Here is a 15,308-nt window from a genome sequence, read left to right as displayed (position 1 = left end):
CATAATGTTCATAAACATGAGGAGCTGTTTTTTGAAATTGTTCCTTGTGAATCAGAGTTAAACGACAGGCTTACGAACTCTTGATTAAACGGCGTTCAAAAGCTTGCATACGCGGTAATAAGAACAGCCAGGTCAAAAACATGAGAAGCCGTTTTTCCTGGGCTGTTCTTATTACTTGATGCAGGGCAGCTTTTTCACAACCTCTTTATTCAGATAAAACCAAGCTTGGATCAGCATTCAACTGATAGCTAGCAAAATTTCTTTTTTGCATTTCCACATGTGCTGCTGCTCCAATCATTGCAGCATTATCTCCACAAAGTCGAAGAGGGGGAATCACTAGTTCTACCTCAGGGAGTTTAGTTGCCAAAGCATCCTGCAATCCTTCACGCAACCCTTGATTGGCCGCTACACCTCCAGCTACAATCAGTTGCTTGACTGGATAATTTTGACAAGCTCGAAGTGTTTTAGTAATCAATACATCGATCACACTTGCTTGAAAGCTAGCTGCTAAATCATTTTTGTCTAGATCTTCTCCACGCTGTTGTGCATTATGCACGAAATTGATAAATGCACTTTTTAATCCGCTAAAACTGAAATCATAATTATCTTCATGGATCATCGCTCGCGGAAAATGGTAATTATCTTTTCCCTGATGAGCTAGCTGATCGATTTCTTTTCCGCTTGGGTAAGAAAGACCTAATACTCTTCCAACTTTGTCATAAGCTTCTCCTGCTGCATCATCTCTTGTCTCCCCAATGATTTCATATGATCCATCTTCTTGCATATAGACTAATTCTGTATGTCCTCCGCTAACAAGAAGTGCCATCAATGGAAACTGGAATGGTTTAACCAGACGGGCTGCATAGATATGCCCTGCCATATGGTTTACAGGAATAAGCGGCAATTGGTGTGCCCAAGCAAAAGCCTTAGCTGCAGAAATACCAATCAGCAACGAGCCGACAAGTCCTGGTCCATAAGTGACAGCGACTGCCGATAAATCTTCTGCCGACACACCAGCTTCTACCAGTGCATCTTCCAAGCATAAGGTGATTTGTTCTACGTGATGGCGGCTAGCTACTTCAGGTACTACGCCACCAAAACGTTTATGACTGTTTATTTGAGAAGCAACGATGTTAGATAAGATCTCTGTTCCATTTCTAACGACCGCTACACTCGTTTCATCACAACTTGATTCAATCGCCAGAATCAATTCTTCATTCATTTCATCGTCTCCGTTTTTAACTTTCTGCTCATAATGATCGCATCTTCCGTCGGATTGCGATAATATGATTTCCGTTTACCTAATATACGAAACTTTTCTGATTCATAAAGTTTTCTTGCTGCTTCATTAGATAGACGTACTTCTAAAAAAACATGCAGTGAATCTTTTATTTGTTCCGTAATCAGTAATTGTAACAAATGCCGTGCATGCCCTTTTCCTTGTTCTGAAACTGCAACAGCAATATTTGTGATCTCGACTTCATCTATTACTTTCGAGTATCCAATAAAGCCACAGATCTGGTTATCTTCAACTAAAAGCAGATAATCAGAGTGAGGCTGTTGGATGTCTGCCAAAAACTGCATTTTCGTCCAAGGGGAACCATGTGGATAAGCATTTTCGCTAATCACCCATACGCATTCTGCCAAGTACGCTTCATCAAAATCTTTTTTTCTGCAAATCAACTAATCTCACTCATTTTCTAAAAGTTTTATCATATCCAATGCATCTTCTTTTGTTTCAGTGTAATATCTTTTTTTGATCGTCGTTGCTTGAAAACCTAATTTCCGATAAAGTCTTTGTGCATCTTGATTACTCATACGCACTTCTAATGACATCGTCTCACAGCGATTCATTATAGCAAAGTTCTCGATTTCGTCAATAAGCAGCGAACCGATTCGTTTACGCTGATATGCCGGTCGAACGGCAATATTCGTGATATGGCAATCTAAACCGAACGCTCTTGAACCGATAAAACCAATCATTCTTCCATTATCAAAGATACCTAGATATAGATGAGGAAGCGGTGACTTCAATTCTGATATAAAGGCACTTTTTGTCCATGGCAATTCGCCATTATAGACTTCTCGTTCGACATCCAGCAGCTCTTTGATATCTTCTGTAGTCAATTCTCTTAGTACGTAACGACGATCGATTTGTTCGATTGTTTTTTCTGTATAAATCATTTTATCTTGAAAAAAGCTTCTGGCATACGCTCTAAATTTTTTCAACATAACTTTCGTCTCCAGGTGTGTGCGTCTCCAACCATTTTTCTTCTGCTTCTACCCGTTTTAAATAGCGAGGAAGAAAAGCTTGTTTCTCTGCAACTGGTTCAGCTAAAGTCCCTAATTGAGCCACAGTTACACCACTTGGAATATCCCATGCTGGAACTGTATTAATCGTCGCACTAGGCAATATTTCCTTTATTTCAGAGAAGAATTTGTGACAATCACTTCCGACGAAATAAATAGCTTCATTCAGCTTTTGTAGTTGTGTGAACAAATCAGAAGCAGAAATATGTACATCTTCAAGTACAGTTTCTAATCTATTTTCTTTCCAGCGGTATGCCCCAGCGTATACATTTTTTCTTCGAGCATCAAACATGGGCACAATAATTTTATCCACACCGATGCAATTAGCCGCGATGGTTTTCAGACTAGATACTCCTACTAGCTCTTTATCTAATGTATAAGCAATCGTTTTTGCTGTCGTTACACCTATACGAAGCCCTGTATAAGAACCGGGACCATCAGAAACCGCGATTCGGTCAATGTCTTTTGGACTTATTTGAAGATCTGCAAACAATTGGTCGATTGTAGGCATCAGTGTTACACTGTGGTTGCGTTTGATATTTGTTTGTATTTGTCCAAGAATTTGTTCGTCTTCTACCACACCGATCGCCAAAGTTTGGTTTGCAGTATCTATTCCTAATGTAATCATATATTTGATCCTTTCTGCTATGACATTCTCGCCTTCCATTGTAGCATACTTTTTTATTCTGAGGATGAAAATACCAAAGGCAAAACTAGTACAATGATACATGATTATCTGCTGGCGAGCAAATTTTGCCCCTTCCTGAAACACAAAAAAGCTGCGGTATCACTCCATTTCCCCACAGCTTTTCCATCTTTTATTTCGTTGATTCTCGAATAATCAACTCTGTTTCCACAATAATCTTTCTTGAAACCGGTGCTTTGGAATTACTTAATTGAAGAATCGTCTCCACTGCTAGCTCTCCCATCCATTCGGTATAAACTTTTACAGTAGAAAGAGAGGGCGTTACATATTTCGCTACACTGACATCATTGAAGCCCATCACAGAAATATCTTCTGGTACCACTAAACCTTTTTCTTGAATCGCTCTCAGTGCGCCAATCGCTAATGCGTCATTAGCTGCAAAAAGCGCATCAGGAACATGCGGATTCGTTTTTAAATACTGCTTCACTGCTTGATATCCTGACTCGACAGAAAAATCTGCTTCGATAATTGGACCTTCGTCGTAGCCTTTTTCTGCCAAAACTTGTTGAAATGCCATAATTCTGGGATCTTTTAGCCGCTGATGGTTTTTCTTCGTATATTCTGTTCCAGCAAGCATAGCGATATGTTGCGCTTTATGGGAGACAAAGTGTTCAATGACTTTTTGAACACTTGACTTAAAGTCGACAACTAGAGAGTCGATTCCTTGAGAAGTGCCGTCAGAATCTACCAAAAGCAAGGCATTTTGGGATCCTTTCATTTCTAATAACTGAGCTTCGTCGAATTTTCCTAGTGCGATCGTTCCATCTGCCGGAAGATCACTAATGGAATCCCACGTTTCTTTCAATAAAGTAACGTTTGCTTCTTCTGCCTTTTTTTCGATTCCTAGACGAATAGATAAATAATAAAGATCTTCAAGCTCTTCCGTATCGTCGTACCACTGGATCAGGCGAAGCGTTTGCTTAGTATTTGCTGCATTTTTACGATGTTTCGTATAATTTAAGCGTTCTGCTGCTTCAAAAATTTTTTGCTTTGTGGCTAAGCCGACGGAAAGATCAGGATCATAGTTGAGAACTCTTGAAACAGTAGCAGGAGAAACTCCTGCCAACTGCGCAATGTCTTTAATTGTTGCCATTTGTCTCTCCTCCTTTTTTACGTTTATAAAATCGCAGTAAATCGTTCAAACGCTGCCTGTCCTTTTTCATCTCGCTTGAATACCCCAGCGTCTTCCAGTACACGTGCAAAAACCTGACCTACAGATTTTTGTACGACATCGGTGACCGTATCTTTCGTCAAATTAGGATGTTCTTTTTTTAATTGTTCTGCCCACGGACGATGATATTCAGCCATCTGGTTTTCTTCTCCTAATAAGAAATGCTCTACTTCTACTAGTTCTGGTTTCAAACGAGGTGGTAAAACAGCAAGCCCCATTACTTCGATCAACCCAATGTTCTCTTTTTTGATATGTTGGACATCTTTATGTGGATGAAAAATCCCATCAGGATGTTCTTCTGAAACATTGTTGTCTCGAAGGACAAGGTCCAACTCAAAGTAATTGTCCCTTCTTCGTGCAATTGGCGTAATCGTATGGTGTGGTGTACCATCTGCTGAAAAAGCTCTGATAGATACTGTTTCATCCGAATATGCTTTCCACTTTTCCAATACTGAGTTAGCTGCTTCAATCAGCAAGTTTTTCTCTGTTGATTGCAAACGGATCACAGACATCGGCCATTTCACGACTCCTGCGATGACTTGCGGATAATCTGCTAGTTTGATAAGTTTTTCTATCGGTGCTTTTGCCATAGGAAATTCATGACGTCCTGCCTGATAATGATCATGAGAAAGAATCGATCCTCCAACAATTGGTAAGTCAGCATTCGAACCAACAAAGTAATGAGGCAAGACTTCAGTAATCCGAAGCAGTCTAGCAAATGTTTCCTTTGTGATTTTCATCGGGCGGTGTTGTTCTGATAAAATGATCGAATGTTCATTGTAATAAGCATAAGGGGAATATTGGAATCCCCAGCTTTCACCGTCTAGATTCATTCGAATAATCCGGTGACTGGTGCGGGCTGGATAGTTCAAGCGACCTCTATATCCTTCGTTTTCCATGCAAAGCATGCAGGTAGGATAGTCTACTTTTACCGCCTCGCGTTCTGCTGCGATTTGTTTTGGATCTTTTTCTGGCTTAGATAAATTGATTGTGATTTCCAGTTCACCATACTCCGACTCTGCCGGAAATTTGATGTTTTTTGCGATGGCTCTTGTTTTGATGTAGTCATTTTTCTTACTTAAATTAAAGAAATACTCAGTTGCTTCCTCTGGGCTTTTCGAATAGTGCTGTGCAAAGAATGCATTGACGACTGAAGGTGGCGGTGTGAGAAAATCCATTAATTGCGCTTTAAAAATCTCTTGTTCTGCTGGCAATTCTGAAAGAACACCATTTTCTCTTGCCTTAGCGACAAGCTGATCCAATAAGTCTACAGATTCTTCCTTAACTGGTCTTACTTCAATGCTTTCTAGAGCATCTTCTCCTACCATCCCTAAAAGACGATTCTGTAAATATAAGCGGTCCATTTCCATCCATCCGCCAGCTTCGATCGCAAGTGTGGCAAAATCACAAATCGTTTGACTGATTGACATATCTCATTCCCCTATTCTTCATAACCATTTGGATGGCTGACATGCCAATCCCATGCTGTTTTGATAATTGCTTTGATATCTGTGTATTCAGGTTTCCAGCCCAGAACCTCTCTCGCTTTTTCACTTGAAGCGACTAATCGGCTAGGATCTCCAGCTCTTCTTGGTGCTATTTCTGCTGGAATTTCTTTTCCTGTCACTTCTCTAGCTGCTTCTAGCATTTCCTTGACTGAGTATCCTTTGCTGCTGCCTAAATTGAAGAAGTTGCTTTCATTTCCTTCTTTCAAGTATTCCAAAGCTAAAATATGTGCAGCAATCAAATCTTCTACTTGAACATAATCTCTGATACATGTTCCATCTGGTGTATCATAATCGTCTCCATAAACAGCCAATGCTTTTCTTTGACCAAGAGCTACTTGTAAAATGATTGGGACAAGATGCGTTTCTGGTGTATGATCTTCTCCGATAGATGCATCTGCTTTTGCTCCGGCTACATTGAAGTAGCGCAAAGCGACATAGCGCATGCCATATGCTTGGTCACACCACTTCATCATTTTTTCCATCATCAATTTACTTTCACCATACGGATTTTTAGGATTAGCTGGTGTATCTTCTGTGATTGGAGACTCTTTCGGCTCTCCATAAGTTGCTGCAGTAGAAGAGAATACGATTTTATTCACGTTGAACTCGTGCATGACTTCAAGTAAGATTTGCATACCGTATACGTTGTTGTTGAAATACATCAATGGTTTTTCGACAGATTCTCCTACTAAAGAGCTTGCAGCAAAATGGATTACTCCTTCAATCGGTTCCTTTTCAAATACGGAACGTAGAAATTCTTTATCCCGGATGTCTCCTTCATAAAAATGAGCATCTGGATGTACTGCTTGTTTGTGACCTGTGAGCAAATTATCTACCACAGCTACTTGATACCCCTTTTGAACTAGCTGGTCTACAGCGTGCGAACCGATATAACCGGCTCCGCCTAGTACTAAAATTGTCATAAAAAACACTCCTTTGATTAGTAAAATTGTGTTTGTTGATTCTATATAATTTAAAAAAACGAAGTTTACTTTTATGGTGAAAACAAACAAAGTAAAATTTCGTAAATTCATATGGTAAATTTATAATAAAACATTTAGTAAACATTTTCAAGGATTTTTTGCAAAGGTTTACAAACAAACGTAAAACTAGCCTTTTTTTCTCTTTTGTTCCATAATAGATATAACAAATAATAAATGAGGTGGATTCAATGAAAAAATTTGTATCTGGAATATTAGTAGGAAGTCTGGCAACAGCCGCTGCCGTTGCTGGTTTGGTTGCTTCTGTGAAAAAAACAGTGATCGATCCAATTGACGAAAAAGAAGCAATGATCGAAGAAAACCGTAAAAAAGCAATGCGTAAACGCGTTTCTCGTTAATAATTATTTAAAAATACGCATGAAGACTTTCTAAAAAACAGATAAGTCATCATGCGTATTTTTATTTGTCAGTCAATATAAGTTGTGCTATTTTATCTGCCTGTCTCAGATTCCATGGATCTGTATAAGGTCTAGCTACTGCTGCAGTTAGCCAATCCACACCTTCAACAGGTATTCCATAGCAATAAAAGTCAGACTGGATTTCCCCTGAAGCATCAATCACGCGATTCGTACCTCGCTCAACATCTATAGCTTCTGAATGATAACTTCCTGTATTATCTGAAAATGAAAAAGGGCGAACAAGTTTGTTTTCCTTCAAATTTTTTATGACAGGATTACTTGAACGAGAAAAGCTTGTTTGTGGCAATCGAGCTTCAATCAAATAGCGACTGCTGATTTCTTTATCTTGTAGAGAAATAACATAGCGGTTGTGCTTTTGCTGAATATCAAATGGCGGTTCGATCAAATGAAAAATACCCGCATCTATCAGTGCTGCTAATTCTTTCGTCCGAATGACTGGCGGACCGATCGTTAAAAAGCTATTTAGATGAGTAAACCATCCCCATAGTATTTCTTTGTATTCCTTTGCAGAAAAAACGTGCCCTTCAATAGCCTGTCGTATTGGATCACGCCAGTCTTTTAATGCATCAAATGTTGAAGCAAATGCTCCTGTACAGTTTCCTTTTTCTGCTTCTTTTATCTGCCCTTCAATAAATATTCGGCTAGCTTCTGAAAAGGGCTCATTCTGATAGGCAAGAGGAGTTTCTAAATACGACCAATCCCATCTATAAGGGATTAGTGCTGGATGCTTTCCGAGACACTCCTCTGAAGAGAGGGAGAGAAAATCATGCTCAAAATTTTTCTTTGGAATCGGCAAGTGATATTCTTCGATGATTTTCTTGTAATAAAACAACTCAACGTCTTTTTTCAGATAGTCAAAAAATGTTTCGCCAGTCAAAAATCCCGACTGATGCCATTGCTCCAGGTTTTCTTTTGTTAGTAACCGTGGCCATGCCATTGCTCCGCCTTGCTTTTGATTTCTTCCTCGAGGGTAATAAGGGAGCCCCCTTCTTGATCCACTGTATACAATCGGTTCCTTGCCTGATGGATGATAGACCAGTTTTCCCTTTTCGTTCTCGAAGCGCCCTCCTCTTGATACTGTAAACAATCCGACATAATCAAAAAAACTTAAGCCTAGACCTCTTAAAAAGACATTTTCTTTAGGCGGTATCTTCGAAAGATCTACATCTGCAGGATTAGAAGGAAGCTGATACAGTAAATCATTTTTCTTTGCGTAGTCTACCCACACTCTTTCTTCTTCTGTCTCATCATTTTCCCAGTGACCGCTTGCTAAAACAAGCTGATCGACAGAATAGCTTTGCTGATCTGTCTGTAAAAGGTAACCATCTTTTCTTTTGCTGACTTTTTTTACTAAAGAATAAACAAACTGAATAGAAGCTGGAAATTCTTCTTGCAACTTTGAGAAAAACCAGCGTTGATAGAGTCCGTATAAACATCGAGTAGATTGCTGATCTTTTTCCAGACGATTGATTTCTTCTATAACTAGTTGCTTATTTTTGGTTACCGTCTGTTCGATATAATCTGTAGCAGGTCCTTTACTCCATTGAAACAAGTTGGGGCCCTGTGTTACCAATCCTCCACTGGACAATGTTTCATCTGTAAAAAGCGTCACTTGTTGAGAAACAGAGTTCATTAATAACTCCGGTGGCTGATTCAACCGCCAAACTCGACCTCCAGGACCATTGGGATCGAAAAGAAAAAGTTCAAGAGAATGTCTGTCCTGATTATTATGGAGAATTCTTTCTGCTACACTTAATCCTCTAGGGCCGGCACCAATGATCCCTATTTTCATTTGCATGCCTCCATTTCGATAAATTTTTTCAATAAAACAGCATGGTTCTGATGTTCATTTTTTGCACCATAAACAAAAGTAATGACTGGATGTTCTTTCATAAGTTGACTGAGTTTAAAAATAGCTTGCTTCTTTTCTTCTTCGAAAATCAATTCTTGCTGGTATTTCTTTGCAAATGAAGCAAATCGTTCTGGTACATGGTCAAAAGTTTTGCGTGCTTCATTACTAGGTGCAATTTCTTTCAACCACAGATCTAACTGCGCTTTTTCCTTTGAAATTCCTCGTGGCCAGAACCTATCCACGAGTATTCTATAGCCATCCTCTTTTTCAGCATCAAGGTAAACACGTTTTAATTTGATCATAGTTGCTTCCTTCTTTCTGCCTTTTCGCTTAGCTTATATATGTAGATAATAGCACAAAATAAAAAAAATGAACGGCACAACTATCCATTGCGCCGTTCATGTGATCTTGGTCAAAATCTAATGATTGATTCGTTTTTTAAAGCTGTCATACAATCATCTGTTTTATACTTTTTTACTTTTGATTTTTCCAGACCATCCGTCATATCCACCCTTAAGTAAATAAATCTCTTGATAACCTGCTTTACGTAATTTATTTGCTGTACGGATGCTCAAACTTTTCTTTTGATCGTAAATATAGACAGGCTGGTCTTTTCGAATAGATCCTAATGAATCTTTCAAAACAGTGTAAGGGATGTTTCTTGCACCTAAAATATGCCCAGCATCAAACACATCTTTTTCGCGAACATCGATTACTTGTGCTTTTCTCATTCCTTCTCGAAATTCTTCTTCTGTCAAAGTCGTTGCTGAACGTTTGGCCATTACTCGTAGATAGACTTCCCAAAAGATGATTGCAAGCACAATCAATAGCAAAATGATATTAATTACCCATAAAACCATGTAATGCCTCCGTTTTTTTAAGCAAATTTCAAGGCTAATGAGGCAGCACCAATGACACCAGCTTCATTACCAAGCTCTGCTAATTTGATTTTTGTTGATTCTCTTACTTGCGGGAAAGTAAATTCTTTAAAATATTTCTCTACACGGCTGCGTAAAAATTCTCCTGCTGCCGATACTCCTCCACCTAACACGATACTTGACGGATTTAATGTATTCCCCAAGTTTCCGCAAGCTAAACCTAAGTAGAAGCATACGCGATCAACAACCATCAATGCAAACGGATCGTCTTCTTGAGCCATTTCAAAGATATCTTTACTTGTTACTTCTTCTCCGTTGTCTAGCATTGCTTTCAGTTTTGAATCCCCTGCGTATTCTTCTGCCAAGAAACGACCTAGGCGTACCACACCTGTAGCGCTAGATACAGTTTCTAAACATCCGCGTTTACCGCAAGTACATTCGAACCCTTCAGGATCCACAGTGATATGTCCGATTTCTCCTCCAGCTCCGCTCACGCCGTGAATCAAATTTCCGCCAGCAACGATACCTCCGCCAACACCTGTTCCTAGAGTAACGAATACAACGTCTGGATCATTTTCTCCAGCACCTTTCCATCGTTCACCTAAAGCAGCAACATTCGCATCATTATCGATAGCGAATTTGATTCCTGTTCCTGCCTCGATCAGTTTTTTCACAAATTGAACTTCTGTCCAGTTTAAGTTATACGCACCAATAACCGTTCCAGCTTCGCTGTCCACGCTTCCTGGGGTACCCATGCCGATTCCGATAAAGTCTTCGGCTTTCATATTATATAAATTCAAACGATGATTGATTGATTCAATGATTTCAGGAACGATATGCTTACCATCATCCAAAATATTGGTATCGATGCTCCATTTTTGTTGAATCTCTCCTTCTGGTGTTAAAATTGCAAATTTTGCTGTTGTTCCACCTAAATCAATCCCAATAATCTTCTTGTCCATTACAAATTTCCTTTCTTTCGGCTTTCTTCAATTCGGTGCTCTCTTTTTAATATGCGCCACGCTGTCATGTATGTATCATGATCAATCAAACGGCTATCATACAGATTACGCAATTCGATAGTCATTAATTCAATGTCATAGATGCGTGCACCCACATAGATAAAGATGCCAAATTTTTTGAACAGCTGCTGTACATCATATAAGCTCTCCATCTTTAAGCACTTCCTTCATATTATACAAGTAAACCATATTTTTTTAAACCCAGTAAAATACATATTACAAAAAGAAATACAAAAACTAGTGTAGAAAGAATCCTTTGGTGTATCGAATAGCTTGTCTGTTGTTTCGGTAGACCCAAAACATTCCCTAACACTAATCCGCCAATTAGCCCACCGACATGTCCCCAAACATCTACAGAGGTATCCAGAAGACCAAAAACAAATGTCAACACAATAAATAAAAGAAAATGTCTGACTAGCTGCTGGATCGCTGGGTTATGTTTAAAATGAAACCCTAAGATAAACAACGCACCGAACAAACCGAATATCGAAGTACTCGCACCACCAGACAGAACATTCGCTTCGTTAAAAGCAAAGCTTGCTGTATTTCCCATTATCCCGCTGAACATATAAATCAAGAAAAAACGCCAATGGCCATAGATTGCCTCGATTTGCTGCCCCATAAAATACAGTATCAGTGAGTTCATTACGAAATGCATCAGTCCAAAATGGATGAAGATTGGTGTCACTAAACGCCACCATTCATTGAAGTGAACAAGATAAGGACCATACATTCCGGCATAATAAGGGATCTCAAGTCGCGGAAATAATTCCATCATGAGGAAGACCGCTGTCTGTATCCCTAAAAAAGCATAGGTCCATAACGGTCGTCTTAACCATGCACGCAATTTTATTTGCTGTTGATAATTCATGAAAACCTCCCATTTCATTTTAGTCAATAAACAATTGTTGGATCTTCTGATCAAAGCTCTCCGGTTGCCATTGTTCATTCAATTGTTCACGAAAAACAAGGCTACATGTTTTTTTATGAAAATTATTTAAATACCGGTCGTAATAACCACCGCCAAAACCGATTCGATAACCGGCTCTATTGTAGATAATACCTGGTACAATGAGGAGATCGATCATCTCCGGCAAATAGAGCTTCTCTGATTGTGGCTCAAGAACACCAAAACTCGAACGTACAAGAACGGACTGTTCATCCATTTCATAAAACGCCATCTGACGTTTCGGCAAAGTTTTAGGTACAACTATTTTCTTTTGTTCTTTTTCTGCTCGTTGGATAACCGGCTGTGTATCCAGTTCAAATTCATTCGATAAAGTCGTCCCTATCACTTTTGCTGACTTCCAGTACTCGCTGGCGAATAGCTGTTTATAGATTCGCTGTTCTTTTTCCTTTTTCTTGCCACTTTTGGCCAGATTTTTCAGCTTTTCGATTCCTTTCCGGCGTAATCTTACTTTCAATTGGTCCAAAAACTCACCCTTCCTTCTCTCATAAAATGGTATAGGAAAAAAAGAAAAATAGCAATCGAACTTTCAAATAAATGCATAAATAGAATAAAAAGAAGACCTAGAAATGATTGGCCTTCCTTTTTTAATGAATTTCAACTGTTCAGCGCGTGTTTTTGTCTGATAAAAAGTGCATACAGAAAATATGGCGCACCAAAAAGGGCAATCAAAATTCCTGTAGGTACTTCCCCACTTGGTAGAATCACTCTAGCAACCATATCTGCACTAAGCACAAAAATGGAACCGAACAAACCGCTCAGAACAAAGGTCCAGTTATTTTCTTTACGTACGACTAGCTTCGCAGCATGAGGAGCTAGTAGTCCTACAAAAGATAAACTACCTGTCACCGCTACACTACCGCTTGCCAAAGCAACAGCTAACAACAAAAGGATTTTTTGACTTTTAGCCACGTTAAGGCCTAATCCTTGCGCGCGTTCTTGACCAAATGATAGCAATCCAATCTTCTGTGCATAAAGTCCTCCTAGCGGAATTAAGATAACCGCCCATGGAAGCAATGCCCAAACATAAGGCCAGCTCGCACCCCAGATTGATCCCGCTAACCATGCATTCACAAATCCATAATTTTCCTTAGATAATTGGATCGTGCATAGCAATGTTAATGCAGAAAGGCCGGCATTAACGGCAATACCGGACAATAAGATTCGATTCATACCCAAAAAGCCATTTCGATCATAGGCCGCAAGATAGACACAGCAAGCAGCTAAAACACCACCTAGAAAGGCTACAACTAGCAATAGAAACGGCAGCGAATAGTGCGAAAAGAAACCTAAATAAAGCATCACTAAAAATCCTGCTCCGGCATTAATGCCCAATATACTAGAATCTGCCAATTCATTTCTTGTTACTCCTTGCAAGATATAACCAGAAACGCCAAGACAAGCTCCTGCTAATAAACTGATCAGTAATCGAGGAATTCGAAATTCTCTAACAATCAGCGCCAAAGAAGATGATTCTTTCCCTATGAACGTGGCAAAAAGCTGATCCAGGTAAATAAAAGGCGTACCAATCATTAAACTACCTATAGACAGGATGACAAGTACAAAAAGCAAGAAATAGAACGTCCAATATATTTTTTTCACCGTTGTTCCCTCCTTACTTGTATCAGTAAAAACGGAACGCCAATCAATGCAATGACTAATCCAAAAGGTGTTTCAAAAGGGGGATTGATCATCCTCGCTGTAAAATCCGCCAACATAACCAATCCACCGCCAACTAAAAAAGAGACAGGTAGAACATAACGATAGTCCGTTCCAACCATTCCACGAACAACTGGCGGAACCAACAGTCCAATAAAGGAAACTGGACCGACTAACGAAACTGCTATGGCTGCCAACACTGCGACTAGACAGAAAACAATCAACCGCGTTCGTTTAGGATGACTTCCAAGAGCTAATGCATGTGTTTCACTCAAATGAATCAAAGATATTGCTTTTCCTAATGAAAAAGAAACCAAAACAGCAAGTATATATAAAGGAAACAATACTGTTAACTGTTTCCATGTGATATTGGCAGCTCCACCTACAAACCAAAAAGCAAGATCCTGCTGCAGATTAAAGAATTGGGTCAGTGCTTGGCTGATAGCAGTAAAAAAAGAACTAATAGCTACGCCAGCTAAAATCAGCTGTAAAGGATTCATGCCCATTTTCGAAAACTGCAAAAAACCAAATACGAGCAAAGTTACAGCAAAAGAACCTGCCAATGACATTAGAAACACAGAAAAATCAGAAGCTTTAGGCCAAAAAGCAAAACTAAGGGCCATTGCCAACGAAGCACCCGCGTTGATTCCTAGTAAGCCTGAATCTGCTAAAGGATTTCTTGTCACTCCTTGCATCAATGCACCGCTCAATGCAAAACAACTCCCTACAAGAAATGCTCCCGCCACACGAGGCAAACGAATATTTCGTATGATTTGGTGACTTTGTTTTGATCTATCAAAATCAAACAACGCCTGCCAAAAATCTGCTTTTCCCACAGTCGCTGCGCCATTTGAAAGAGCAACAAAAAAAATAATCAAAAGAACAAAACAGACCAAAAGCAGGAGTCTATTTTTCTTCATAGTCCTCATAATTGATCCTCCTGCTCTTTTGGCAACAAATCATAGGTTAGAAAAACTGGTTTATTTGTTCTTGGAAGCGTGACAATCGTTGCATCAATCTCAAATATTTTTTTCATACACTCTTTTGTGATCACTTCTTCAGGTGTACCTTCTGTGATCAACTTACCGTTTTTCATTGCTAATAAATAATCTGAAAAACGTGAAGCATGATTAATGTCATGAATCGACATCAAGATCGTTGTTTGTTTCATTTGATTGATTTCAGTCAATAACTGTAGGATCTCTAATTGGTGTGCCGGATCTAAAAATGTTGTCGGTTCATCCAAGATCAAGATATCTGTTTCCTGAGCAAGCGCCATAGCGATCCAGACACGCTGGGTTTGTCCACCAGACAGCGTTGCGATATCCCGCATACGAAATCCAGCTAGACCTGTAGCATCCAACGCCCACTCGATTGCTTCATGATCTTGCGTGTCCATGCCGCTGAACAGTTTTTGATAAGGGTATCGTCCGTAAGATACTACTTCTTCTACTGTCATACCTGTAGGGTGTTCACTAGTTTGTGCTAATAATGCAATTTTTTTTGCAAGTTCTTTTGAACTGTATGTAGAGATATCAGAGTTATTGACAATGATCTTTCCTGATTTCACAGGTAGTATACGGGTAAAGCTTTTCAATAAAGTAGATTTTCCACTTCCATTTGGCCCAATCAAACTAGTGATTTTCCCTTCAGGAATCGTAACAGACATGTTTTCAATGATTTTTTTGTTTTCGTAGCCGGCTGCAATGTCAGCTGCTCTTAATCTCGTCATTTCACCCATCCTTTCGCTGAAAATCATTCTCAATTATGACGCTGTTTCAACATTTCGTCAAGCGCTACTTTCATATCTATAGC

The 15,308-nt window shown here is 39.3% G+C and carries 18 protein-coding genes; 1 reads left to right on the top strand and 17 read right to left on the bottom strand.

The genetic code is table 11. The features are described from left to right. Positions 1 to 205: 205 nt before the first annotated feature. The 7 genes from tsaD to galE form a co-directional block, all read right to left on the bottom strand. Positions 206 to 1,222 carry a tRNA (adenosine(37)-N6)-threonylcarbamoyltransferase complex transferase subunit TsaD gene (gene tsaD, locus IGJ87_RS04760; protein WP_002323951.1) on the bottom strand — a complete coding sequence of 339 codons (1,017 nt, stop codon included), beginning with the start codon at positions 1,220 to 1,222 and terminating at the stop codon, positions 206 to 208. Then, entirely contained in the window at positions 1,219 to 1,683 is a 465-nt protein-coding gene (gene rimI / locus IGJ87_RS04755; RefSeq protein WP_002306425.1) for a ribosomal protein S18-alanine N-acetyltransferase, read from the bottom strand. The genes tsaD and rimI (IGJ87_RS04755) overlap by 4 nt, the downstream gene beginning before the upstream one ends. Positions 1,684 to 1,689: 6 nt before the next feature. Then, positions 1,690 to 2,232 carry a ribosomal protein S18-alanine N-acetyltransferase gene (gene rimI / locus IGJ87_RS04750; protein ID WP_002293890.1) on the bottom strand — a complete coding sequence of 181 codons (543 nt, stop codon included), beginning with the start codon at positions 2,230 to 2,232 and terminating at the stop codon, positions 1,690 to 1,692. Beyond that, on the bottom strand, positions 2,216 to 2,938 hold the full coding sequence (tsaB, locus tag IGJ87_RS04745; protein WP_033627704.1) for a tRNA (adenosine(37)-N6)-threonylcarbamoyltransferase complex dimerization subunit type 1 TsaB: 723 nt from the start codon (positions 2,936 to 2,938) through the stop codon (positions 2,216 to 2,218). The genes rimI (IGJ87_RS04750) and tsaB overlap by 17 nt, the downstream gene beginning before the upstream one ends. Before the next feature lie 190 nt (positions 2,939 to 3,128). Further along, positions 3,129 to 4,109 (bottom strand): LacI family DNA-binding transcriptional regulator, encoded by a 981-nt coding sequence (locus tag IGJ87_RS04740; RefSeq protein ID WP_086310217.1) that lies wholly within the window; start codon positions 4,107 to 4,109, stop codon positions 3,129 to 3,131. A gap of 23 nt (positions 4,110 to 4,132) precedes the next feature. Then, entirely contained in the window at positions 4,133 to 5,617 is a 1,485-nt protein-coding gene (gene galT, locus IGJ87_RS04735; RefSeq protein WP_123839451.1) for a UDP-glucose--hexose-1-phosphate uridylyltransferase, read from the bottom strand. A gap of 11 nt (positions 5,618 to 5,628) precedes the next feature. Further along, complete coding sequence (galE, locus tag IGJ87_RS04730) at positions 5,629 to 6,618, bottom strand: UDP-glucose 4-epimerase GalE (RefSeq protein WP_002293897.1); 990 nt, start codon at positions 6,616 to 6,618, stop codon at positions 5,629 to 5,631. A gap of 248 nt (positions 6,619 to 6,866) precedes the next feature. On the opposite strand from galE, the gene IGJ87_RS04725 reads away from it, so the two are divergent. Further along, a complete protein-coding gene (locus IGJ87_RS04725) occupies positions 6,867 to 7,034 on the top strand; it encodes a DUF3042 family protein (RefSeq protein WP_002288457.1) in 168 nt (55 codons plus the stop codon). 61 nt (positions 7,035 to 7,095) lie between these two features. On the opposite strand, the gene IGJ87_RS04720 is transcribed toward IGJ87_RS04725, so the two are convergent. The 10 genes from IGJ87_RS04720 to IGJ87_RS04675 all read right to left on the bottom strand — a co-directional run bounded on the left by IGJ87_RS04720 (position 7,096) and on the right by IGJ87_RS04675 (position 15,225). Then, complete coding sequence (locus tag IGJ87_RS04720; protein ID WP_002346367.1) at positions 7,096 to 8,907, bottom strand: FAD/NAD(P)-binding protein; 1,812 nt, start codon at positions 8,905 to 8,907, stop codon at positions 7,096 to 7,098. Continuing rightward, the gene (locus IGJ87_RS04715; RefSeq protein ID WP_002288459.1) at positions 8,904 to 9,269 is read right to left on the bottom strand and encodes a DUF488 domain-containing protein; all 366 of its coding nucleotides are present in this window, start codon (positions 9,267 to 9,269) and stop codon (positions 8,904 to 8,906) included. The genes IGJ87_RS04720 and IGJ87_RS04715 overlap by 4 nt, the downstream gene beginning before the upstream one ends. 162 nt (positions 9,270 to 9,431) lie before the next feature. Further along, a complete protein-coding gene (locus IGJ87_RS04710; protein WP_002293900.1) occupies positions 9,432 to 9,827 on the bottom strand; it encodes a rhodanese-like domain-containing protein in 396 nt (131 codons plus the stop codon). Between the two features lie 17 nt (positions 9,828 to 9,844). Beyond that, positions 9,845 to 10,807: an ROK family glucokinase gene (locus IGJ87_RS04705; protein ID WP_002288462.1), complete on the bottom strand. Its 963-nt coding sequence runs from the start codon at positions 10,805 to 10,807 to the stop codon at positions 9,845 to 9,847. After that, complete coding sequence (locus IGJ87_RS04700; protein ID WP_002293902.1) at positions 10,807 to 11,019, bottom strand: YqgQ family protein; 213 nt, start codon at positions 11,017 to 11,019, stop codon at positions 10,807 to 10,809. Before IGJ87_RS04700 ends, IGJ87_RS04705 begins: the two co-directional genes overlap by 1 nt. A 20-nt stretch (positions 11,020 to 11,039) precedes the next feature. Next, positions 11,040 to 11,738, bottom strand: coding sequence for a rhomboid family intramembrane serine protease (locus IGJ87_RS04695; RefSeq protein ID WP_002289885.1), 699 nt, complete (start codon positions 11,736 to 11,738; stop codon positions 11,040 to 11,042). A 19-nt stretch (positions 11,739 to 11,757) separates the two neighbouring features. After that, positions 11,758 to 12,300: a 5-formyltetrahydrofolate cyclo-ligase gene (locus IGJ87_RS04690; RefSeq protein WP_002289886.1), complete on the bottom strand. Its 543-nt coding sequence runs from the start codon at positions 12,298 to 12,300 to the stop codon at positions 11,758 to 11,760. Between the two features lie 131 nt (positions 12,301 to 12,431). Then, positions 12,432 to 13,436, bottom strand: coding sequence for a FecCD family ABC transporter permease (locus IGJ87_RS04685; protein ID WP_002323947.1), 1,005 nt, complete (start codon positions 13,434 to 13,436; stop codon positions 12,432 to 12,434). Continuing rightward, positions 13,433 to 14,422 carry a FecCD family ABC transporter permease gene (locus tag IGJ87_RS04680; protein WP_002323946.1) on the bottom strand — a complete coding sequence of 330 codons (990 nt, stop codon included), beginning with the start codon at positions 14,420 to 14,422 and terminating at the stop codon, positions 13,433 to 13,435. The genes IGJ87_RS04685 and IGJ87_RS04680 overlap by 4 nt, the downstream gene beginning before the upstream one ends. Next, positions 14,419 to 15,225, bottom strand: a complete 807-nt coding sequence (locus tag IGJ87_RS04675) for an ABC transporter ATP-binding protein (protein ID WP_002293905.1) — start codon at positions 15,223 to 15,225, stop codon at positions 14,419 to 14,421. The genes IGJ87_RS04680 and IGJ87_RS04675 overlap by 4 nt, the downstream gene beginning before the upstream one ends. Between the last annotated feature and the right edge of the window lie 83 nt (positions 15,226 to 15,308).

It is taken from the genome of Enterococcus sp. DIV1411a, from assembly GCF_050531945.1.
Taxonomy (GTDB): Bacteria; Bacillota; Bacilli; order Lactobacillales; family Enterococcaceae; genus Enterococcus_B; species Enterococcus_B faecium.
This window is presented reverse-complemented; position numbering and strand designations above follow the sequence as displayed.